Raw genomic sequence first — 23,077 nt, 5'->3', positions numbered from 1 at the left:
TAAAGGCTCATATGAGCCTTTATTATTTTAACTTGATGTTCTATCTAATGTAATAAACTGAATTACATTATTTATACGTATTACATTTTTATACTATATGTAAATATAAGAAATACTGTTATATAAAGTAGTTATAGTTTAAGTCTATGCCAAATAGGTAAACAATCATCGGGTAACTGCAATGATTTACCTAATTCAATCCAACCGCAGGGGAAATGAAAGTCCGAGCCAACCGAAGATAACAACTTATTTTCTTTAGCCCAACGTGCTAACAATAAGCGTTGTTCTTTAGTTTGCCCACAACCAGCCACTTCAAGCGCATCGCCTCCCCATAGTTTAAAGTCAGCGATTAATTTTTTTAACCATTTAGTCGTCATGGTATAACGTAAAGGATGTGCCAGTACAGCAAGCCCTCCAGACTGATGAATAATATCGATTGCAGTAGGAATATCACACCATTGTGATTTAACATAACAGGATTTCCCTTGTGAAAGGTATTTTTTAAATGCTTGGTTTTCATTTGCAACCTTTCCTAGCTGTACTAATAAGCGGGCATAATGAGCTCTGGTGACTTCTCCTGTCGCTAGTTTTTTTGCCTCTTCAAATGCATTTTCTACTCCAACTTTTGCTAACTTTTCACCAATTTCAATAGCTCGCTGGTGACGAAGGACCGCTTGCTGAGTCAAAAGTGCGGTCAGTTTTTCAGATGTTTCATCAAACCCTAAACCAACAATATGAATCGCACGATTTTCCCATAAGGTTGAAATCTCTACACCATTAATAAATGTAATGCCTTGTTGGCAAGCAGCTTTCTTTGCTTCACTTATACCTGAAACTGTATCATGATCGGTCAAGGCCAAAACATTAACACCCTTTTGAGCTGCTCTATTGACTACGTCTGTTGGAGAGAGTACGCCATCTGATGCTGTACTATGACAATGCAAATCATAAATCGTTGACATGGTATTTTCCTAAATAAAAAATGCGGTTACTTTTATAAGAATTTGCCGCATTTTATTGAATAACATTAAGTCGTTATTTAATTGATTTTACTAATTGCTTAATTAAATTTGGTCCTTGATAAATTAGACCAGAATAAAGTTGTAATAATTCGGCTCCTGCATTTATTTTCTCTTGCGCACTATGCACACTATAAATCCCACCACTGCCAATAATTGGGATTTTCCCTTTTAATTCTTGGTGTAACCGTGTAATTACATCAGTACTCTTGTCATGCAATGGTTTACCACTTAATCCACCTTGCTGTTCTGCATTTTTTAATCCATTCACTGTCTCTCTTGAAACAGTGGTATTTGTCGCAATTACACCATCTATTTTGTGACGTTGTAATGAGTCTGCAATTTGTATTAATTCAGCTTCACTCAGATCAGGGGCAATTTTCACTGTAATAGGCACATACTTATTATATTGATTAGTTAATATCTTTTGACGGGCTTTAACTCCATCCAGTAAATCATCCAGTGCCTCGCCATACTGTAATTGGCGTAACCCTGGTGAATTTGGTGAAGATATATTAATAGTTATGTAATCTGCATAGTTATAGGCTTTATTTAAACAAAAAATATAATCAGCTTTACCGTTTTCTATACTAGTGAACGTATTTTTACCAATATTGATACCTAAAATACCATCATATTTTGCTCGCTTCACATTTTCAATAAGATAATCAATACCGTAATTGTTAAAACCATTTCGGTTAATAATACCTTCCGCTTGTGGTAAGCGAAATTGGCGAGGCTTAGGATTTCCCTCTTGTGCTAATGGTGTAACTGTCCCTACTTCTATAAAACCAAATCCCATTGCAGCAAAACCTGTTATCGCATCTCCATTTTTATCTGCTCCTGCAGCTAAACCAATAGGATTTTTAAAATGTAATCCCATAACTGTTCTTGCTGAACCAGCTGGGCATGAAAAAACAGCTTTTAAAATAGGATTCAAAGGCGAGCGACCAATAATTTTTAAAGTCTGGATTGTGAGATCGTGTGCTTTTTCAGCATCAAGGGAAAAAAGTGCCTTTCTGACTAATGAATACATACTCGTTTATCTCTCTGGATAGTTTAACTGTGAAAATATGCAGAATTATACGCATTTATATGGCAAAGTAATAGGAAATTCCTTTTATTTTTTAAAGCAAATGATTAGCATGAAATGTAAGAAAAGTGCGGTCAAAATTCTCTGAATTCTAACCGCATTATTTTAAATTACTGTAATGCTTTTTCAATTTTCTCATAAAGATCACGAGAAAGATTTTCAACTTCGCTTAGTCTTTCTAATGCACGTTTCATTAAAGTTTGACGTTGACCATCATAACGAGAAAAACGAATCAATGGTTCAATTAAACGAGAGGCAACTTGTGGATTACTGTCATTTAAACGAATCAAAATATCAGTTAAAAAGCGATATCCGGCACCATCAATAACATGAAATGCTTTTAAATTGTGATTTGCAAAACTCCCAATTAAGGAACGAACTCGATTCGGATTATTGAAGTTAAAACTTGGATGATCCATTAGGTGCATGACGTTTAATAAGACATCTTCATCTGGACGAGTTGCTTGTAGCATAAACCATTTATCCATAACAAGACCATCATGTTGCCATTTACTTTCAAAATCTGCCAATAAACTATCACGACAAGGTAGTTGAGCTTTGCTTGCGGCACTTAGTGCAGCGAGTGTGTCTGTCATATTATTAGCATAAGTGTAATGTTTATTTACAACATTATTACCTACTGTAGTGTAAGCTAAATAACTAACACAAAGATTGCGTAAACCACGTAATGCAATATCTTCTGCAGTTACGCGATAAGTGTCTAACCGAATATTGTTATACACTTTTAAAAAAGATTGTTTCAAGCTTTCTGCTATAGTCCGAACCATAAAATCACGAACAATCGTAATGCCTTCAGGATCAATTGTTTTAAAGAGCTCAGCAAATTCAGTGACTTTTGGTAATGTTAAAATTAATGTTGTTAATTCAACATTTTGTTGATAAGTTTCTAATATTTGATATAACTCAGCGAGAATATCAGCTGAAAATTCAAGCGCTTTACCTTGTTGATAGCGAGTTAAATTACGACGTAATTCAGCAGCATAAAGTATTTGTGCAACATCCCAACGTACAAAATGATTTTCAGCATGACGTAACAAGGTGCTTAATTGCGTGGTACTATAATCATAATATAATTTCACTGGCGCAGAGAAATCACAAAGTAAAGCTGGTACTGGTTTAGTATGAATATCTGTAAATTCAAATGTTTGCTCGTTTTGCGTCACATTGAGCACAGAGTTGACTACTGTATCGTGATGTTTTAATACGAGTGGTTTACCTGCTTTATCATATAACGCAATTTTTAATGGTATATGTAAATCTACCTTTTCCATTTGATCGACAGTAGGTGGAGTCATTTGTGAAACATGTAAAGAATAGACCGCACTTTCTTCATCATAGCTATCGGAAATTGTCAGTTCTGGCGTGCCTGATTGACTATACCAACGGCGGAACTGGGTTAAATCAAATCCCGAGGCACGTTCCATTGCAGAAACAAAGTCTTCACAAGTTGCCGCTTTTCCATCATTTTCAGCGACATAAAGTTGCATACCCTTTTGGAATAGCTCTTCACCTAATAAAGTGTGCAGCATACGAATCACTTCTGCGCCTTTCTCATATACTGTAACCGTATAGAAATTATTCATTTCAATTACTTTATCAGGGCGAATTGGATGCGACATTGGACTGGCATCTTCAGCGAATTGCGCAGTTCGCAATAAACGTACGTCTTCAATACGCTTACCTGAACGTGACCATAAATCCGAGGTAAACTCCTGATCACGAAAAACAGTTAAGCCTTCCTTTAAACTGAGTTGGAACCAATCACGACAAGTAATACGATTACCCGTCCAATTATGGAAATACTCATGAGCAATGACACTTTCAATTGCTAGATAATCTTCATCTGTTGCTGTTTGCGGATTGGCCAAAACAAATTTAGAGTTAAAAATATTTAACCCCTTATTTTCCATTGCTCCCATATTAAAGAAATCAACAGCAACAATCATATAAATATCTAAATCATACTCTAGACCAAAGCGCTCCTCATCCCATTTCATTGAGCGTTTTAAGCTTTGCATTGCCCAATCTGCACGATCTAAATTACCACGATCAACAAACAGTTCTAGTGCAACATTACGCCCACTTTTTGTTGTAAAAATATCCGTTAACACATCAAAATCACCTGCAACTAAAGCGAATAAGTAACTTGGTTTTGGAAAGGGATCTTGCCACTCTACCCAATGACGCCCATCATTTAAATCGCCACTTGCAATACGATTACCATTAGATAATAGGTAAGGATATTTATTTTTTTCTGCTGTAATTTTTGTAGTATAGCGAGCAAGCACATCAGGACGATCTAACATATACGTGATTTGACGAAATCCTTCTGCTTCACACTGAGTACAAATTCCATCACCAGACTGGTATAAACCTTGTAAAGATGTATTTTTTTCAGGATTTAAAATAGTGACAATTTCAATTTCAAAATTTGTGGTATGTAAGTCACTTAAATCAAGAGTTAAACTTTCACCATCTTGTTCAAATTGTTTAAAATCTTGACCATTCAACTTTAATGTGGAAAACTGAAAACTGTGCCCATCTAAACGTAATTTAGTAGCTTCAGGATTCAGACGTTGATACTGGCTAGTTGTAGTAACAGTGGTTTTTTTAGGATCAAGTTGAAAATCAAGGAAAATGTCAGTGACAGTAAAGTCAGGTGTACGATAATCTTTTCTATATTTTGCTTTAGCTTGCATATAAGAACCCATTCTTATTTAAGACTCAAAAAATGTGTTTAGGATATGATTTTCTAAGGGAAGTTGCAATCGTATTTTAGTGAATAAAAACATTAGCAATCGTTTGCTTATTGATTATTGTATGTTATTCTACGCACGATCTTATTATTGAGAAAAATTAAGGAATAAAATGTCAAATAGCACTGCACAGATCGCTATTGTCATGGGCTCAAAAAGTGATTGGGCAACTATGCAAGAAGCGACACATATTCTTGATGAATTACACCTCCCTTATCATGTTGAAATCGTTTCTGCCCACCGTACACCAGATAAATTATTTCATTTCGCAGAAAATGCAGTGTCAAAAGGTTATAAAGTAATCATAGCTGGTGCAGGTGGTGCAGCTCATTTACCTGGTATGATTGCATCTAAAACATTAGTACCTGTACTGGGCGTCCCAGTAAAAAGTTCGATGCTAAATGGTGTAGATAGTCTTTATTCCATTGTTCAAATGCCTAAAGGTATTCCTGTTGGTACACTCGCTATTGGTCCTGCTGGCGCGGCAAATGCAGCACTCCTTGCAGCACAAATTTTAGCAGCATTTGATACTGTACTTTTAGCCCGCTTGAATCAATTTAGAGAAAATCAAACCAATACGGTATTAGATAATCCAGATCCTCGTTTTTCATAAAGTTATAGAGCAAGCAAATGTTTGCTCTATTTAGTTTTTTTATTTCTTTCCAAAATGGTTTTTTGATATGCAAGAAAGTGCTTTGTATCCAACAGTATATGTTTTAGGTAATGGTCAATTAGGGCGAATGCTCCGTTATGCTGGTGCACCTTTAGATATTCATGTTCAACCCCTTGCTTTTGATGCACCACTATTTGATTTTCCACAAAACAGTATTATTACCGCAGAAATTGAACGTTGGGAAAAAACACCCTTAACAGAAATGCTCGCGCATCATGATAAATTTATAAATAAAAATATATTTGGATATTTAGCTGATCGTCTATCACAAAAATCATTACTTGATGAGCTAAATCTACCGACCTCACCTTGGTGTTTATTGGCTCAACCTGCACAATGGCAGCAAGTCTTTACAGATATTGGTGAAAAAGTAGTTGTAAAACGCCGTATGGGGGGATATGACGGACGAGGACAGTGGATTATTACTCGCGAAAATCAAGCGACAATTACAAATGATCTCTATGGTGAAACAATTGCCGAAAAATTTATTCCTTTCGATTATGAAATTTCTCTTGTCGGCGCAAGATTTCAGAATGGAGAAACACGATTCTACCCTATTACACATAACTTACAACAAAACGGTATTTTACGTTATAGTATTGTAGATATCGAATTTCCAAAACAATCTCAACACCAAGCCCAGGCCGAGAGTATGCTAAGTAAGATCATGCATAAACTGAATTATATTGGTGTAATGGCAATGGAATGTTTTGTGGTCGGAGAACAATTATTAATTAATGAACTAGCGCCTCGTGTTCATAATAGTGGTCATTGGACACAGCTAGGCTGTTCTGTAAGTCAGTTTGAATTACATTTAAGGGCTTTACTTGACTTACCAACATCCGAACTTAATCTTATCGCACCAAGTGTCATGGTTAATTTAATTGGTACTGAACACAACCAATCTTGGTTAGATACCCCATTTAGTCAATTACATTGGTATGGTAAAGAAGTTCGCCCAGGACGTAAAGTTGGCCATATTAATTTAACTCACCCTGATAAAAAGATATTGATCACAAGTTTAGAAAAACTCTGGAAAGAATTACCATTAGACTATCATTCTGGTTTAAACTGGGTGCTAGAAAAATTAAAATAATTTAATAAAACTAAATTTTTTTAATATGTTTTCTAAAGAATAAATTAAATCTTTAAATTTTTTTAAACGAGGCTTGCTAATATTTGTTGCCTACAGTATAACTAGTTCACAGATTATTAAACACAACGTTAAGGATATAATTATGTTTGAGAATATTAACGCTGCGCCAGCTGATCCAATTTTAGGCTTAGGGGAATCATTTAAAGCAGAAAAACGTGATAATAAAATCAATCTTGGTATTGGTGTTTATAAAGATAAACATGGCAATACACCAATTATGCGTGCAGTCAAAGAAGCAGAAAAACGCTTATTTGATCTTGAAACTACTAAAAATTATTTAGCTATTGATGGTGTTGCTGAGTTTAATACGCGTACTAAAGAATTATTATTCGGTGCAAATTCAGATGTCGTGAAGCAAGGTCGTGCAAAAACCGTACAAAGTTTAGGTGGAACAGGTGCACTACGTATCGCAGCAGAGTTTATTAAACGTCAAACAAAATCACAGAACGTTTGGATTAGTACACCAACTTGGCCAAATCACAATGCAATTTTTAACGCTGTGGGTATGACGATTCGTGAATATCGTTATTATGATCCTGAAAATAAATGTTTAGATTGGGATAACTTAATTGCAGACCTTAGTAATGCGGGAGAAGGCGATGTAGTACTTTTTCATGGTTGCTGTCATAACCCTACAGGTATTGACCCGACACAAGAACAATGGGAGCAACTCGCCCAAATGTCAGCAGAAAAAGGTTGGTTACCCCTATTTGATTTTGCTTATCAAGGTTTTGCTAATGGATTAGAAGAGGATGCTTTTGGCTTACGTGCATTTGCTCAGAACCATAAAGAGTTATTAGTAGCAAGTTCATATTCTAAAAACTTCGGTTTATATAGTGAACGTGTTGGTGCATTGACTCTAGTAGCTGAAAATGAAGCAATTGCATCAACAGCATTAACACAAGTGAAGTCAATTATTCGCACGCTATATTCTAATCCTTCTTCTCACGGCGCAACAACTGTATCTATCGTTTTAAATGATGATAAATTGCGTGCAGAATGGACTCAAGAATTAGCAGAGATGCGCGATCGTATTAAACAAATGCGTAGTCAATTTGTTGAGTTATTAAAAGAATTCGGCGCAGATCGTGACTTCAGCTTTATTATTGACCAAAACGGTATGTTCTCATTCTGTGGTTTAAGCCCTGAGCAAATGGATCGTTTAAAAGATGAATTTGCTATTTATGCAGTACGTTCAGGTCGAATCAATGTGGCGGGTATTACTGAAGATAATATTCGTTATCTTTGTGAAAGTATCGTTAAAGTATTATAGAATATTTAAGCTTAATATCTCTCTATCAAACAACCGCACTTTTAGTGCGTTGTTTGATATTTTATTACCAACGAGTTAAGGCTTCTTGATCAGAATCACGACTCTCAATCCAATGTTCGCCCTTATCAGTTTGCTCTTTTTTCCAAAAAGGAGCCTTACTTTTTAGAAAATCCATAATAAACTCATTCGCCTGATAAGCATCTCTTCGATGCGCAGAACTCACTCCGACTAAGACAATTTCATCGCCTGTCTGCAATAGTCCAATACGATGAATTACTGCAACTCGCTGAATATCCCAACGGACTTGAGCTTGCGTCACAATCTCATGTAAGGCTTTCTCCGTCATTGCTGGGTAATGTTCAAGATATAAACTAGAAACAGTATTACCTAAATTTAAGTCACGCACCTTTCCAACGAATATGACAGTTGCCCCTACTGAGTTTTGTTCAGATAACCAATGATAAACCGCATTTTGATCGAACGCTTGCTCCTGCACTGTGATTTGAATATCACTCATTTCTACCCTCCCGTAACTGGTGGAAAGAAGGCAATTTCATCGCCAGATTTAACCGCGCTTTCTAATGACATCAATGTTTGATTAATTGCCACTAATAATTTTCCTTTTTCTAATGCAAGTGCCCACATTTCTCCTTTCTCTGCTAAATGAGAGCGAACTTCTTCTGCACTATGGAATGTTGCTGGTAATTCAATTTGATCAAGACCAATTAATTCTCTAGTTTGTGCAAAAAACAATACTTTTAACATATCTTTTCCCTATGTATTTACAACAAAGTGCCCAGATTTTCCACCACTTTTTTCCAATAAACGTACTTGTTCAATTACAATATCTTTCTGTACTGCTTTACACATATCATAAATTGTTAAGGCAGCAACACTGGCTGCTGTTAACGCCTCCATTTCAACTCCTGTTTTACCCGTTAACTTACAAAGGCTTTCAATACGGACTTGGTGAGTCTTGATTAATGGTGTGAGTGTAACTTCAACTTTTGAAAGAAGTAATGGATGACAAAGAGGAATTAACTCCCAAGTCCGTTTTGCAGCCTGAATACCTGCAATACGTGCAGTTGCGAAAACATCACCTTTATGATGTTGACCAGTCATGATCATTGCTAATGTTTCTTGTGACATTGTCACCAATGCTTCTGCTCTTGCTTGACGAATAGTTTCTTGTTTGGTAGAAACATCTACCATATTAGCTTCGCCATTATGATTAATGTGTGTAAATGTTTTCATAATAATTTATTAAATATTGAATCAAAACTGAAAATGAAAAAAATGAAATCTGCTTTGGAAAATTTTACAATTAACCACCAATACTTGCTAAATGAGCACGAACACCCGTATCTCCAGTATGTAAAAAATGGTGTTCTCGCTTATTTTGTAATGCTGAATAAAGCCGCGCTTTTAACTGAGCTTGTTGCTCATCAGATTGTAATAAATCCCGTAACTCTACTCCTTCTTCACCAAATAAACAAAGGTGGAGTTTCCCCTTAGCTGAGACTCTCAAACGGTTACAACTTGAACAAAAATTCTTCTCATAGGGCATAATTAAACCAATCTCACCTTTATAATCTGGATGCTTAAATACTTTTGCAGGCCCATCTAGTAAGCCTTTTCTTTGTAACTCCCAGCCTGCTTGTAATAATTTATCTGCTAAAACCTGCCCTGATAAATGATATTTATGGAAAAAATGATCCATTTCGCCAGTCTGCATTAACTCAATAAAGCGCATTTGAATGGGTTTATGTTTAATCCATTCTAAAAACTGCTCAAATTCAGTATCATTAAGCTGCTTCATTAAAACGGAATTAACCTTAATTTTTGCATAACCAACATCAAAAGCACACTCGATACCTCGCATTACATCATCAAATTTATCTACTCCAGTAATACGATGAAACATACGTGGATCAAGGCTATCAATACTTACATTAATTGAAGTGATACCTGCATCACGCCATTTCCCAACATCTTTTGCCATACGAAATCCATTTGTCGTTAGTGCAATTTGTTTAATTCCCGATATTTGCGCAATGTTTTCAACAATAGGGAGAAAATCTTTACGTAACGTAGGCTCTCCACCAGTCACACGCACTTTTTCTGTCCCCATTGCAGCGAAGCTACTCACTACACGACGAATTTCATCAAGTGTTAAAAAACTAGGCTTATTCGCTTCAGGTTGATAACCGTTTGGTAAACAATAATTACAACGAAAATTACATACATCAGTAATAGACAAACGTAAATAATAATATTGGCGTTGGAAAGCATCGATGAGATGATCATGCCCGATTTGTTTAATTGGAATGGATTGCATTTCACACCTTTCTAAAATATGAGAGGATAAACCGTTTCCAGCGTATCCCTGAATAACATAAATTTTTTATGTTATTGGCATTACTACCATATTTCTTATGAAAACGTAGGTTAAGTAAGCTCGGAGTTATGCGATAATTAAGTCATCAAATTGTTGATTTCTATTGTAAGAGATATATCTGAAGGATTGCAAACAAATAATATGATCTAGCGCATAAAATAAGAAAATTCTTTAAAATCAATTATATAAATAAATATATAGCGTTGTTATTTAATCTTATATAGAGTTAAAAGAACTTTACTACGAGATAAATGTCTCTATTACAAAACAGCTCAAGGAATATAAAATGTCAGAATTAATATGTCATAATCAATATCAAAATTTAGATCGTATCAAGCATATTGTAGCAATTGGCGGTGGTCATGGATTAGGGCGTTTAATGTCAGCATTGAGTTTTATGAAAGAGCGTTTGACTGGTATTGTGACAACTACAGACAATGGCGGTTCTACAGGTCGTATCCGTCTTAATCATGGTGGGATTGCTTGGGGTGATTTACGTAATTGTCTAAATCAAATTATTACGGAGCCTAGTACTGCTTCTGCATTATTTGAATACCGTTTTTCTGGCAACGGTGAACTTGCGGGACATAATTTAGGTAATTTAATGCTTAAAGCACTTGAAAATATGCATATTCGCCCAGTTGAGGCAGTCAATTTAGTACGTGAGTTATTACGAGTCAAATCACATATTATTCCTATGTCAGAAAGCCCAGTTCATCTTGCAGCAGTATTACAATCAGGTGCAAGTATTGTAGGAGAAGTAAGTATAGATAATTTAGCTGAGTTGCCCAAATCAATTTTTCTCATTCCATTAGTACCTACAACACCAGAGGCAATTAAAGCATTGAAACAAGCAGATATCATATTATTTGGACCTGGGAGTTTTCTAACAAGCATTTTACCCCCTATTTTATTGCCCGAAGTTATTGATGTTTTAAAACAGAGTCAGGCAAAAAAAATTTTTATTGATAATTTAGGCGTTGAGCAAAGTCCTGCAGCTAACTTGACACTTTCCCAGCGTATTCAATGGATTCATCATACTGTCGATAAAGCTATTATTGATGGTGCAATTGTATCAACAAGTGCGGTCGATTTTTGTGAAGATTTAAATATCAAAGTAATAGCAAGACCATTACATGCGAGTGATATTTGCTATCGTCATGATCGTACATTATTGTCAAAAGCTATTGATGATTTAGTAGGAGAATTATTTCTCCAATAAAGATAACAAGAATGTATATTCTGATTAAATTCGCCTTGCTTGCCAGTATTTTTTCGACCAATAAGGACTATTTAAAGAAGAGTAAATAACACCACCTTTAGTCGAGGCATGTAAAAATAAGTCATCTTTAACATAAATACCTACATGATAGCCGTTCGGACCTCGCCCTGTTTTAAAAAACACTAAATCCCCTGTTTGAATATCTTTCTTAGGAATTAATTTACCATATTTTGCTTGTTGCGATGTCATGCGAGGCAAGGCAATATTAAAGCGATCTAGAAATGTTTTTTGTACAAAACCAGAACAGTCAATACCTTTTTGGCTTTGTCCCCCCAAACGATAAGGCGTGCCAGCCCATTCCCTCTGTTGCTCACTTAACAATGCGATGACCATAATAGGATCATTTAATTGCCCTTTGTACTGAATATTATCTACTGTTTTATTTGAATTACTACAAGCAGACAGTAAACACACAAAAGTGAATAATATCAACCTGGTTACATACTTCTTCATTTTATGTCCTAATAAAAACTAAAGCTACCCGAGGTTTCCCATGGATAGCTTAGGATATGGCTTAATTGAGAAAGTGCTAGGCTTTAGGTTTGGCTTTTTCCACTCTAGCACGTAATTTCTGACCAGGCTTAAAAGCAACAACTCGACGAGCAGAAACAGGTACACTCTCACCTGTCTTAGGGTTTCTACCTGGACGAGAAGCTTTATCACGAAGTTCAAAATTACCAAAACCAGAAAGTTTTACATCTTTACCATCTTCTAAAGCAACGCGAATCTCTTCAAAAAAATGTTCAACTAATTCTTTTGCATCACGTTTATTTAAGTTAAATTTCTCGATTAAGTTGTCTGCGAGTTCTACTTTGGTCAGTGTCATAATTTTAATCTCTCAAATAAGCATTAAAACGTTGTTTTAACTCAGATAATACAACAGAAACCACAGCGTTGATATCATCTTCCTCAAGGGTCTTTTCATTGTCTTGGATAACCAAGCTAATCGCTAGACTTTTATGTCCTGCAGCAACACCACTACCTTGGTATACATCAAATAAATTTACCTGTATTAATTTTTCACCAGCAACAGCCCGACAGGTATCTAGAATATCACTTGCTGCAATGTCATCAGCAACAACAAGTGCTAAATCACGTCGGTTAGCAGGAAAACGAGAAATTTCTTTTGCATGAACGACATGACGAGTTGCAATCGCACTCCAAAGGATTTCAAATACGATTGCTCTACCATTTAAGCCAAGCTGTTTCGCTATATTTGGATGAACGGTACCAATAAACCCTATTTCTTTACCGTCTAATATAATTGCAGCTGATTGACCAGGATGTAATGCTGGATATGATTTTGCTATAAATTTAACCAAATTACTAGTGCCTGTGAGCGATAAAATGCTCTCTAAATCCCCTTTGAGATCAAAGAAATCGACATTTTCTGATTTTCCAGTCCAATGTTCTGCTTTTTTTGTACCTGTAATGACGGCTGATAAAACAAACTCTTGGCGAATACCAAATTCAGCTCCCTTATCTGGAATGAAGCGTAAACCAGTTTCAAATAAACGTACTCGAGTTTGTTGGCGATTCTGATTATATTGCACCGCACTTAATAAACCACTCAATAAAGATAAGCGCATCGCAGACATTTCCACTGAAATAGGGTTCGGTAATATAAATGCTTCCTGTTGAGGGTGTAGTAGCTCCTGTACTTTAGGGTCAACAAAGCTATAAGTAATCGCTTCTTGATAATCAGCATCAACAAGTGCAGCTTTAATCCGAGCTAAATCTAAATCAGACTCTTTATGATCACGCATACGTAAGTGTGCTAATGGGGCATTATTTGGGATGCTGTTGTACCCGTAAACACGCGCTACCTCTTCAATGAGATCCTCTTCAATTTCAATATCAAAGCGCCAGCTTGCAGAAGTGACAGTCCAAATATCATTTGTATAATTAACTCGTAGGCCTAAGCGTTCAAAAATATCTGTAACAACATTCGTTTCAATATGATGTCCTAATAAAGCATCTAATTTTTCACGACGCAGTTGCACTTGATTAAGTGTTGGTAGATAAGCTTGATTTGTGGCTTCACAAATTTCTCCAGCTTCGCCCCCACAAATCTCAATTAACAGTGCAGTTGCTCTTTCCATTGCTTTACGTGGTAACTCAAAATCTACACCACGTTCAAAACGATGAGAGGAATCAGTATGTAATCCATATTGTCTTGCACGACCAGCAATGGCTAATGGTGCAAAAAAAGCCGCCTCTAAAATGATATCTTTTGTTTCACTATTAACACCACTTGCTTGTCCACCAAAAATACCTGCCATAGCCAATGGACCATTTTGGTCTGCAATTACTAATGTATTGTCCTTTAATTTAGCTGTTGAACCATCCAATAATATTAATTCTTCATCTGCACTTGCCATACGCACCTGCACTGGTTGTACAACTTTAGCTGCATCAAACGCATGCATTGGCTGTCCAAGCTCTAACAGAATATAGTTAGTGATATCAACTACAGGATCAATTGAACGAATACCACAACGACGCAATTTTTCTTGCATCCACATTGGTGATTGTGCTTTTACATTGATATTCTTCACTGTACGTAATAAATAACGAGGGCATGCTTCTGGGGCTAAAACTTCAATTGTAACTTTATCTGCAATAGTTGACGAAACTGAAGTAAAGTGCGGTGTATTTAATGCAAGTTTATTTACTACGCCTATTTCACGAGCAATGCCAACAATACTTAAACAATCTGCTCGATTTGGTGTCAAACTAATTTCAATGCTGTTATCATCCAATTGTAAATATTCTCGTAAATTAGTACCAATTGGAGCATCTTGTGGGAGTTCGATGATACCAGTTGAATCAAGCTCAATACCTAATTCATTAAAAGAACATAGCATTCCTTCTGAAGGTTGCCCACGCAACTTTGTTTTCTTAATTTTAAAATCATTAGGCAATATAGCGCCATCAAGCGCACAAGCGACCTTTAAACCCTGACGACAATTTGGTGCACCACAAACAATATCTAATAAACGTTCACTACCTACATTCACTTTAGTTATGCGTAATTTATCTGCATCAGGATGTTGAGTACATTCGACAACTTCCCCTACGACTACACCCGTAAAATCACCTGCTACTTTTTCTACACCATCGACTTCTAAACCAAGCATAGTGATTTGGTCACATAATTGTTCGGTGCTAATTGTTGGTTCAACCCATTCACGCACCCATAATTCACTAAATTTCATGCTATTACCTTTTATTTCTTTATAGGATTTTGATTAATTTTGCTGCTCATTTTAATCGGCAAACAGATAAGTCTGTTTTAGCTTTTAATTGACTGATTTATTTAAACTGTTTCAAAAAACGTAAATCGTTTTCAAAGAATGAACGCAAGTCTGTGACATTGTAACGAAGCATAGTTAGGCGTTCTACTCCCATTCCTACTGCAAACCCAGAATATTCATTTGGATCAATACCTACATTACGTAAGACATTTGGATGAACCATACCACAGCCCAAAACTTCCAACCACTTACCATTTTTCCCCATAACGTCTACTTCAGCAGAAGGCTCTGTAAATGGAAAATAAGACGGGCGGAAGCGAACTTGTAAATCCTCTTCAAAAAATGCACGTAAAAAATCATGTAATAAGCCTTTTAATTCTGTAAAGTTGGCTTTTTTATCTACGTACAATAACTCAATTTGATGGAACATTGGCGTATGAGTTTGATCATAATCATTACGATAAACACGCCCTGGCGCCATAATTCGAATTGGCGGTTGCATTTTTTCCATTGTACGAATTTGTACACCCGAAGTTTGAGTGCGTAGTAATAACTCAGGATTAAACCAAAAAGTATCATGATCAGCTCTTGCTGGGTGATGTTTAGGAATATTTAACGCATCAAAATTGTAATAATCACTTTCAATTTCAGGACCACTTTCTACAGAAAAACCTAATTCAGAAAAGAATTTAGTCACACGATCAATTGTAATTGTAACGGGATGTAATCCACCTGTTTCAACTTTACGTCCAGGTAAACTTACATCAATTGTTTCTTTTGCTAACTGAGCATTTAGTTCGGCTGTTTCAAGTTGTGCTTTTTTTTCATTAAGTGCATTTTGTGCAACTTGTTTAGCCTCATTAATTTTTTGCCCTACTGCAGGACGTTCTTCTGGTGAAACGTCTCTCAACCCCTGCATTAATGCAGTAAATGGTCCTTTTTTACCAAAATATTCAACTCGAATAGCATCCAATGCTTTGCCATCTTCTGCACTCGCAATGGCTTCCAACGCTTGTGCAGTAATTTGTTCTAGGTTTTGCATACCTGTCCTCTAAAAATTCAATTATGCTGTGAAAAATACTGTCAATGATAATATTAACTGATTAAAAAATCACGCCCTTATTAGTGCTTTTTGCATTTTAATCAATGTCTTTTACTTTGATTCAGTGTATTTGTAAAAAATATTGATTCTATATGACGAGTTCTATTAATAAAGATATAACTTTGATTCTAGTAATCAAAAGAACGTGCTGCTAATAAATAAGTTAAATTAACTCGATTAAAAAGCTGCCCAGAAGTCGGCAAACATTGAATGTCGATATGTTGCCCTTGATAATAAAATTGTAGTCGATATGCATGTAGATAAGTGCGGTCAATTTCTGGTGAGTTTCTACCATAGAGTTGATCACCTAAAATCGGACTCCCCAAACTTTTCATTGCAACACGTAATTGATGTGTTTTACCTGTTTTAGGTTGCAGAATAAATAAACGTAAATGAGGCTCACAACTGATTGAATAAAACCGAGTTATCGCAGGATTAGACTTAGTTGAGCATAATTTCCACATACCACGGCGCGTTCTATCCATATCTCCGATGATCAATCCTTGCTTTTTCTTAGGTTTATCGGAAGATAAAGCTAAATACGTTTTTTGTATACTATGTTGAGCAAATAGCTGTGATAAAGTTTGTGCAGCTTGCGCATTTAATGCCAAAATCAATAATCCTGAAGTGACTTTATCTAAACGATGAACTAACCACACCCGAGGCACATTTAATTGATGAGCAATAAGAGTTGTGAGACCTATTTCCTCTTGATCTCTATGTACACTTATACCATAGGGTTTATCAATAACTACAAAATCTACATGTTGATAAATAATTGTAAGAGGGAACATAATCACATATATGTATAAATTAAAATCGTTACATTATAGCATAAGCAAATATTTTTACGGTATGAATCAAATTTTTAGCTATAATTTCACTCTTAACAATAAAGGAATAGTAATAGTTATGAAAACACTAAGATTTTATTTAGTTCGACATGGTAAAACTGTATGGAATGAACAAGGCTTATTTCAAGGTAGCGGTAATTCGCCGTTAACAGATGATGGTATTCAAGGCGCCAAGTTAACAGGCAAAGCATTATCTGATACACCTTTTGTTGCAGCATATTCCAGTACATTACAACGAACTATCGATACTGCAACTTATATTTTGACAGATAGAAATGTCCCACTTTTCCAACATCAAGGCTTGAATGAACAATCTTTTGGTCTATGGGAAGGACAATCTATTTCGCAATTAAAAGATTCGCTAGAATATCAACAAATGCGTGAAAACCCTGCTCACTATAAAGCAAAAACTAATCAAGGGGAAACATATCAACAGCTTGCAAGCCGTGCATTTAATGCTATACAAGATATTATTAATATACATTCCACTGGGAACATTTTAATTGTATCGCATGGACATACGCTACGCATATTATTAGGTTTATTTAATGGAGCGACTTGGCAAAATCATAGAGAGGAAGGAAAAAGTCCTGCATTATTAAATACATCTATCAGCATTGTAAACTATCATCAAGATCAGCATGGGCAGAGCGTATTTGTCATTGAAAGTTGTAATGATGTTACTCATTTAACTAAATAAAAAGTCCTTAAAATATCAAGGACTTTATTTAGAAACACGAGTGATTTTACAGTAACTGTAAAAAGTCGCCAACAGTATGGAAGGAACCGAATACTAATATAATATCGTTTTGAGCAGCTTGCTGTAATGCATTTTTTACGGCATCTTCTACGGAAGATAAACTTTCTGCGGATAATTTTACCTCTTGATTTTGGGCCGCTTGTTGCAACGTCACAAATAATGTATCGCCATCTTGCCCCCTATAACCAGTTAAAGTAACACAATACCAATGATCAATCACTGATAACAAGAGGCTAAATACACCTTCAGCATCTTTATCTTTTAACATACCGCATACAGCAATAATTTTACCGTCATCTTGTTGTTTAAGTGCAATCAATTTCTCTGCCAAATAAGCTGCGGCATGAGGATTGTGTCCAACATCAAGAATTACTCGTGGTAATTCCTTTGTGGCTTTATTAATACTTTTTGCTAATGGATATAAATCAGTATGTTTAATCGTTTGAAAACGCCCGACTAACTCTACATTTTGTAAAGATTGGCGAATTATCTCTTCTGAAATAGCAAAAGGTAATTGTTCAATCGTTGCTAATACTGTCGCGGCATTAGCTAACGGAATTTGGCAAAGAGGTAAATTTTTAAACTGTTCTTTTTGCCCAGTCCAATTCCAATAATAAGAATCGACAGTAAAAAACCAGTCAATATCACGGCAAGAGGACTTGCATGCTAGTGAATTAGCATGATTCAATAAAGTTTGAGGTATATTAGGTTCTCCAATAATAGCTGGTTTATTAGTACGAAAAATACCTGCTTTTTCAAACCCTATTTGTTCACGATCTGAACCTAAAAAATCTATATGGTCAATCCCAATACTTGTAATCACAGCAATATCACTATCAATGATATTAGTCGCATCTAAGCGACCGCCTAACCCTACTTCTAAAATAACAATATCGAGTTTTGCTTGTTTAAATAGATGCAATGCAGATAATGTACTAAACTCAAAATAAGTTAAAGACTGTGTTTTATATTGTTCAATAAAAGAAAAAGATTCTACATGTCTATGATCAGGCAATTCTCTACCTTGAATACGAACACGTTCATTGTAACGAATTAAATGTGGTGAAGAATAAACACCCACATTATAACCCGCATTGATCAAAATCATTTCTAGTAAACGGCAAGTGGTACCTTTTCCATTAGTCCCCCCTACTGTAATAACAAAGGGGGCAGGTATTAATAAGTCTAACTGCTCTGCAACAGATTTTATACGCTCAAGCCCCAGGTCAATGGCTTTGAAATGGCTATTCTCTAAATAATAAAGCCACTCCATTAAAGACGAAGTGGCTGTTAATTGTGAAGTTGAATTACTCATTATCTGTTTTAATTTCTTCTATCAATACAGGCTCAATAAAAGGAGATGGCTTATTCATCAATTTACTCAATAAACTTGCTAAAGTTTGGCGCATATCACTGCGTTTAATAATCATGTCGATTGCGCCCTTCTCTAACAAAAACTCACTACGTTGAAACCCTTCAGGTAATTTTTCACGTACAGTTTGCTCAATCACTCTAGGACCTGCAAAACCAATTAATGCTTTTGGCTCCGCAATATTAATATCGCCAAGCATTGCAAAACTTGCAGACACACCACCTAAAGTAGGATCTGTTAATACTGAAATAAAAGGTACACCTTGTGCACGCATTTGAGCCAAAACTGCACTGGTTTTTGCCATTTGCATGAGAGAAAATAAGGCTTCTTGCATACGAGCGCCACCACTTGCAGAAAAACAGACAAATGGACAGTTTTGTTCAATCGCTTTTTCTGCTGCTTGTACAAATTTAGCCCCAACAACAGATCCCATGGAACCGCCCATAAAGCTAAAGTTCGATGCCGCAGCCACTACAGGCATACCATATAGTGTTCCTTGCATTACAATTAGCGCATCCTTTTCACCTGTTTCTTTCTGTGCAGCAGAAAGACGATCTTTATATTTCTTTAAATCTTTAAACTTGAGAATATCTTTTGGTTCTAAATCTGCTGCTAATTCTTGTACACTATCTTTATCAAGTAGAGCTAAAAGACGTTCTCTGGCATCAATTCGCATATGATGCCCGCATTTTGGGCACACTTCTAAGTGGCGTTTTAGCTCATCACGATATAAAACTTGTTCACAAGAACTACACTTTGTCCAAACTCCTTCTGGTACATTTGACTTACGAGAACTTGTTGAAGAAGTATTTTTGCTAAAAATTCGATCAATCCAGCTCATTTTAAACCTTTTTATTTAACGAAAAATTCGACATATTACACCATAATTTAAGCTAATATGCCAGCAATAAAGGTCTGATCTGGCTAGCATATTTCATTTTCTAAAAACAAGGGACCTAACGCATTTTGTGGTAAACCAAACTGTTTAGGGTAACTCACATTGACTAAATAAAGCCCTTGTGGTTTCGCAGTAGGTGCAGCTAAATTACGATCTTTTTTTGCTAACAACCAACTTATCCACTCTACAGGTTGATGTCCAGCCCCAACTTCAATCAGACTTCCTACAATGTTACGTACCATATGATGCACAAAAGCATTCGCTTGAATATCAACAATAATATAATGTCCACGGCGAATCACTTGTAAATGATGTACACTGCGAAATGGTGTATGAGATTGACATTGTGCCGCACGAAAAGAGGAAAAATCATTCTCACCTAACAAAGCTTGCCCTGCTTGATGCATAAGTTGGTGATCGAGAGATAAATGACAATGCGTAATACCCTCAGGTAAAATTGCTGAACGTAATTTATGACAATACAAAATATAACGATAACGACGAGCAATCGCACTGAAACGTGCGTGAAAACTGTCATCAACAATTTTTGCCCAACTCACTGAAATATCGTTTGGGAGATTCGCATTAACACCAAAACTCCAAGCCTTCTCAGTTCTATTAGCATCTGTTTCAAAATGAATTACCTGTCCTGTCGCATGTACACCAGAATCGGTTCTTCCCGCACAAAAAACTTGACAGTTTTCATTTGCTACGAAAGAAATCGCTTTTTCTAATTCCTGTTGAACGCTAGCAACATTTTCTTGTCGTTGCCAACCAAAATAATTTTTTCCGTTATATTGAATACCTAATGCAACTTTCATCTTATTCGCTATATTTTTATAAGTGTTCGGATCAGATATTATAGATGAGATTTATACTAGCGATAAACAGAAAAATCAGGCAAAATTTTAGAAATAAAAAATAGTGTTTTTATGCACTTTAAATCAAAAGTGCGGTCTATTTTAAACAGGTTTTGCTCGTAGTATTTAGGATGAAAAATGAAAGTAGGCTTAGTGTTAGAAGGTGGTGCAATGCGTGGAATGTTCACTGCAGGTGTACTGGATGTATTTCTTGATGAAAATATTCATATTGATGGTATCGTTGCTGTTTCAGCTGGTGTACTATTTGGTGTGAATTTTCCTTCCAAACAGAGAGGGCGCACAATTCGCTATAACCAGAAATATTTAAACGATAAGCGTTATATGGGATTATATAGCTTGTTACGTACTGGAAATATTGTCAATAAAGATTTTGCTTTTTATGAAGTACCTTTCAAATTAGATCCTTTCGATGTAACAGCATTCCTTGAGTCTAATATTGACTTCTACGCTACCTTAACGAATGTTGAAACAGGCGAAGCAGAATACATAAAATTAGGTAATATACTTGAAGAAATGGAGATTTTAAGAGCGACATCAGCTATGCCTTTTGTTTCAAAATTAGTTGAAATTGATGGGAAAAAATATTTAGATGGCGGTATCGCTGATAGTATTCCACTGAAAAAATGCCAAATGTTAGGCTATGATAAGATTATAGTAATTCTTACTCGCCCATTAGACTATCGTAAAAAACCAACACCTTCTTGGATTTTTAAGACGTTTTATAAGAAATACCCTAATTTAGCCCAAAAACTTGCTTACCGTTATCAAGATTATAATGATCGTGTAGAAGAAATTATTCAATTACATAAACAGAATAAAATTTTTGTTATTCGCCCCTCTCAAACTTTACCAATCAAACGTCTTGAAAAAGATCCGAATAAAGTCCAAGCAATGTATGAACTGGGTATTCGAGATGCTCAAAAAGAAATGATTGCTCTTAAAGATTTCTTATCTAAATAAGATGTGAAAAGACGATATTAATAAAAATAAATTTCTTTATATAAAAAAGCTCTTTGACTTAATACAGTAAAAGAGCTTTTAAAATAAATTAAATAGATAGCCTGAAATTTTATAAAATTATTTACATATAAAAATATGACTAATATTTCAAACTATCTCTTAAATCAAAAAGATTACACACGTTTAAAATCAATGTGAACTAATTTTGGTTTAAATGGATGACGTTGCATTGCTTGTACTTTTACAGCTACATCTTTACCATCAATAACCAACGTGATCACTTCTGAATAAAATGAGTCGTGAGCTTGTGCATTGTTTAAATCATCATGATTTAAAATGATTGAGACAGGTGCTTCACTACCACCATAAACAATAGCAGGAATTTGACCATTATGACGCAGGCGGCGGCTCGCACCCTTACCTTGCGCTTGACGAACTTCAGCGTTAAATTTAAACATTTTCATGATTCTCATTATTAGAGTTAAAAAATAAAACCGTAGGCGACCCAACGATTTCCATCATTCTTCTCAAAGAATCTCTTTGAGAATCGCGAATTATATTGGATTTACTTCAATAAATCAAATAGTGTGCAGAAATTCAATTAAGTTTTTTAGCGACTTTATAAAAAAAACAAGGTAAAATATTAGACTGTTTTTTATATAATTTATCATATTAATTGTGTGGTATATAAATGGATCTCCTAATCTCGTTTTTTTCTGACTATGGCTACTTTGCTGTATTATTTGTCTTAATTTTATGTGGATTTGGTCTACCAATCCCTGAGGATATTACGCTTGTCTCGGGTGGGGTTATAGCAGGTCTATATCCTGAGGATATTAACGTACATATTATGTTAGTAATAAGCATGTTCGGTGTATTAGCTGGTGACTCTTGTATGTATTGGTTAGGTCGTATATATGGTGCTAAGATCCTTCGTTTTAGATTAATGCGTAAACTAATTACTTTGAAACGCTTACGTTTAGTTCGAGATAAATTTGAAAAATATGGAAACAGAGTATTATTTACAGCTAGATTCTTACCAGGATTACGTGCCGTTATTTACATGGTTTCTGGTATAACTCGACGTGTTAGTTATACACGATTCGTGTTAATCGATTTCTTTGCTGCAATTATTTCTGTCCCTATTTGGGTATATTTAGGCTATTTTGGTGCACAAAATTTAGATAAACTACATCATCAGATCCAACAAGGACAATTTTTTATTTATATTCTTATTGCTATTCTTGCTATTTTCTTATTGTGGAAATGGAAAAAAAGCAAAAAAGCTAAATCTGAACAATAATTCTACACAAAATATATAT

Annotated in this window: 23 protein-coding genes and 1 riboswitch; of the genes, 7 read left to right on the top strand and 16 right to left on the bottom strand. The window is 35.4% G+C overall.

The genetic code is table 11. From position 1 onward, the window contains the following. Positions 1-131 precede the first annotated feature (131 nt). The 3 genes from rnm to pepN all read right to left on the bottom strand — a co-directional run bounded on the left by rnm (position 132) and on the right by pepN (position 4,832). On the bottom strand, positions 132-962 hold the full coding sequence (rnm, locus tag DYE19_RS03895; RefSeq protein ID WP_049214428.1) for an RNase RNM: 831 nt from the start codon (positions 960-962) through the stop codon (positions 132-134). Positions 963-1,035: 73 nt separating this feature from the next. Further along, positions 1,036-2,055, bottom strand: a complete 1,020-nt coding sequence (pyrD, locus tag DYE19_RS03890) for a quinone-dependent dihydroorotate dehydrogenase (protein WP_115322677.1) — start codon at positions 2,053-2,055, stop codon at positions 1,036-1,038. Between the two features lie 167 nt (positions 2,056-2,222). Continuing rightward, positions 2,223-4,832 carry an aminopeptidase N gene (gene pepN, locus DYE19_RS03885; protein ID WP_115322676.1) on the bottom strand — a complete coding sequence of 870 codons (2,610 nt, stop codon included), beginning with the start codon at positions 4,830-4,832 and terminating at the stop codon, positions 2,223-2,225. A gap of 169 nt (positions 4,833-5,001) precedes the next feature. On the opposite strand from pepN, the gene purE reads away from it, so the two are divergent. From purE to DYE19_RS03870, 3 genes are all read left to right on the top strand, one after another. Then, positions 5,002-5,502, top strand: a complete 501-nt coding sequence (gene purE, locus DYE19_RS03880) for a 5-(carboxyamino)imidazole ribonucleotide mutase (RefSeq protein WP_115322675.1) — start codon at positions 5,002-5,004, stop codon at positions 5,500-5,502. 67 nt (positions 5,503-5,569) lie between these two features. Then, positions 5,570-6,658 carry a 5-(carboxyamino)imidazole ribonucleotide synthase gene (gene purK / locus DYE19_RS03875; RefSeq protein ID WP_115322674.1) on the top strand — a complete coding sequence of 363 codons (1,089 nt, stop codon included), beginning with the start codon at positions 5,570-5,572 and terminating at the stop codon, positions 6,656-6,658. A 142-nt stretch (positions 6,659-6,800) separates the two neighbouring features. Next, entirely contained in the window at positions 6,801-7,991 is a 1,191-nt protein-coding gene (locus DYE19_RS03870; RefSeq protein ID WP_115322673.1) for an amino acid aminotransferase, read from the top strand. 64 nt (positions 7,992-8,055) lie between these two features. On the opposite strand, the gene moaE is transcribed toward DYE19_RS03870, so the two are convergent. The 4 genes from moaE to moaA all read right to left on the bottom strand — a co-directional run bounded on the left by moaE (position 8,056) and on the right by moaA (position 10,329). After that, positions 8,056-8,508 (bottom strand): molybdopterin synthase catalytic subunit MoaE, encoded by a 453-nt coding sequence (gene moaE / locus DYE19_RS03865; RefSeq protein ID WP_115322672.1) that lies wholly within the window; start codon positions 8,506-8,508, stop codon positions 8,056-8,058. A 2-nt stretch (positions 8,509-8,510) separates the two neighbouring features. Further along, positions 8,511-8,756 carry a molybdopterin synthase sulfur carrier subunit gene (moaD, locus tag DYE19_RS03860; RefSeq protein WP_049214421.1) on the bottom strand — a complete coding sequence of 82 codons (246 nt, stop codon included), beginning with the start codon at positions 8,754-8,756 and terminating at the stop codon, positions 8,511-8,513. A gap of 9 nt (positions 8,757-8,765) precedes the next feature. Then, the gene (moaC, locus tag DYE19_RS03855; protein ID WP_115322671.1) at positions 8,766-9,245 is read right to left on the bottom strand and encodes a cyclic pyranopterin monophosphate synthase MoaC; all 480 of its coding nucleotides are present in this window, start codon (positions 9,243-9,245) and stop codon (positions 8,766-8,768) included. A gap of 70 nt (positions 9,246-9,315) precedes the next feature. Further along, positions 9,316-10,329: a GTP 3',8-cyclase MoaA gene (gene moaA, locus DYE19_RS03850; protein ID WP_115323571.1), complete on the bottom strand. Its 1,014-nt coding sequence runs from the start codon at positions 10,327-10,329 to the stop codon at positions 9,316-9,318. After that, positions 10,318-10,467, bottom strand: a riboswitch (molybdenum cofactor riboswitch). Its footprint overlaps the gene before it by 12 nt. A 208-nt stretch (positions 10,468-10,675) precedes the next feature. On the opposite strand from moaA, the gene DYE19_RS03845 reads away from it, so the two are divergent. Continuing rightward, positions 10,676-11,611 carry a gluconeogenesis factor YvcK family protein gene (locus tag DYE19_RS03845; protein WP_049214418.1) on the top strand — a complete coding sequence of 312 codons (936 nt, stop codon included), beginning with the start codon at positions 10,676-10,678 and terminating at the stop codon, positions 11,609-11,611. A gap of 24 nt (positions 11,612-11,635) precedes the next feature. On the opposite strand, the gene DYE19_RS03840 is transcribed toward DYE19_RS03845, so the two are convergent. The 5 genes from DYE19_RS03840 to DYE19_RS03820 all read right to left on the bottom strand — a co-directional run bounded on the left by DYE19_RS03840 (position 11,636) and on the right by DYE19_RS03820 (position 16,824). Then, positions 11,636-12,124, bottom strand: a complete 489-nt coding sequence (locus tag DYE19_RS03840) for an NlpC/P60 family protein (protein ID WP_115322670.1) — start codon at positions 12,122-12,124, stop codon at positions 11,636-11,638. 76 nt (positions 12,125-12,200) lie between these two features. Further along, on the bottom strand, positions 12,201-12,497 hold the full coding sequence (locus tag DYE19_RS03835; RefSeq protein WP_049214416.1) for an integration host factor subunit alpha: 297 nt from the start codon (positions 12,495-12,497) through the stop codon (positions 12,201-12,203). A gap of 4 nt (positions 12,498-12,501) precedes the next feature. Next, entirely contained in the window at positions 12,502-14,889 is a 2,388-nt protein-coding gene (gene pheT, locus DYE19_RS03830; protein WP_115322669.1) for a phenylalanine--tRNA ligase subunit beta, read from the bottom strand. 97 nt (positions 14,890-14,986) lie between these two features. Next, the gene (gene pheS / locus DYE19_RS03825) at positions 14,987-15,970 is read right to left on the bottom strand and encodes a phenylalanine--tRNA ligase subunit alpha (RefSeq protein ID WP_049214414.1); all 984 of its coding nucleotides are present in this window, start codon (positions 15,968-15,970) and stop codon (positions 14,987-14,989) included. 188 nt (positions 15,971-16,158) lie between these two features. After that, positions 16,159-16,824 carry a TIGR01621 family pseudouridine synthase gene (locus tag DYE19_RS03820; RefSeq protein ID WP_049214413.1) on the bottom strand — a complete coding sequence of 222 codons (666 nt, stop codon included), beginning with the start codon at positions 16,822-16,824 and terminating at the stop codon, positions 16,159-16,161. Between the two features lie 118 nt (positions 16,825-16,942). Between DYE19_RS03820 and DYE19_RS03815 the strand changes: the two genes are divergently transcribed. Then, positions 16,943-17,584, top strand: a complete 642-nt coding sequence (locus DYE19_RS03815; protein ID WP_368656421.1) for a histidine phosphatase family protein — start codon at positions 16,943-16,945, stop codon at positions 17,582-17,584. Positions 17,585-17,630: 46 nt separating this feature from the next. Here the strand turns inward: DYE19_RS03815 and folC are convergent, their stop codons facing one another. The 3 genes from folC to truA all read right to left on the bottom strand — a co-directional run bounded on the left by folC (position 17,631) and on the right by truA (position 20,735). Next, positions 17,631-18,959, bottom strand: coding sequence for a bifunctional tetrahydrofolate synthase/dihydrofolate synthase (folC, locus tag DYE19_RS03810; protein ID WP_115322667.1), 1,329 nt, complete (start codon positions 18,957-18,959; stop codon positions 17,631-17,633). After that, on the bottom strand, positions 18,952-19,857 hold the full coding sequence (accD, locus tag DYE19_RS03805) for an acetyl-CoA carboxylase, carboxyltransferase subunit beta (RefSeq protein WP_115322666.1): 906 nt from the start codon (positions 19,855-19,857) through the stop codon (positions 18,952-18,954). Before accD ends, folC begins: the two co-directional genes overlap by 8 nt. 83 nt (positions 19,858-19,940) lie before the next feature. Further along, positions 19,941-20,735: a tRNA pseudouridine(38-40) synthase TruA gene (gene truA, locus DYE19_RS03800; protein WP_115322665.1), complete on the bottom strand. Its 795-nt coding sequence runs from the start codon at positions 20,733-20,735 to the stop codon at positions 19,941-19,943. Between the two features lie 177 nt (positions 20,736-20,912). Between truA and DYE19_RS03795 the strand changes: the two genes are divergently transcribed. Beyond that, complete coding sequence (locus DYE19_RS03795) at positions 20,913-21,755, top strand: patatin-like phospholipase family protein (protein WP_115322664.1); 843 nt, start codon at positions 20,913-20,915, stop codon at positions 21,753-21,755. A gap of 173 nt (positions 21,756-21,928) precedes the next feature. On the opposite strand, the gene rplY is transcribed toward DYE19_RS03795, so the two are convergent. Continuing rightward, positions 21,929-22,213 (bottom strand): 50S ribosomal protein L25, encoded by a 285-nt coding sequence (gene rplY, locus DYE19_RS03790; RefSeq protein ID WP_049214407.1) that lies wholly within the window; start codon positions 22,211-22,213, stop codon positions 21,929-21,931. A gap of 233 nt (positions 22,214-22,446) precedes the next feature. Between rplY and DYE19_RS03785 the strand changes: the two genes are divergently transcribed. After that, the gene (locus DYE19_RS03785; protein ID WP_115322663.1) at positions 22,447-23,058 is read left to right on the top strand and encodes a DedA family protein; all 612 of its coding nucleotides are present in this window, start codon (positions 22,447-22,449) and stop codon (positions 23,056-23,058) included. Positions 23,059-23,077 lie beyond the last annotated feature (19 nt).

It is taken from the genome of Pasteurella canis, assembly GCF_900454865.1.
Taxonomy (GTDB): domain Bacteria; phylum Pseudomonadota; class Gammaproteobacteria; order Enterobacterales; family Pasteurellaceae; genus Pasteurella; species Pasteurella canis.
This window is presented reverse-complemented; position numbering and strand designations above follow the sequence as displayed.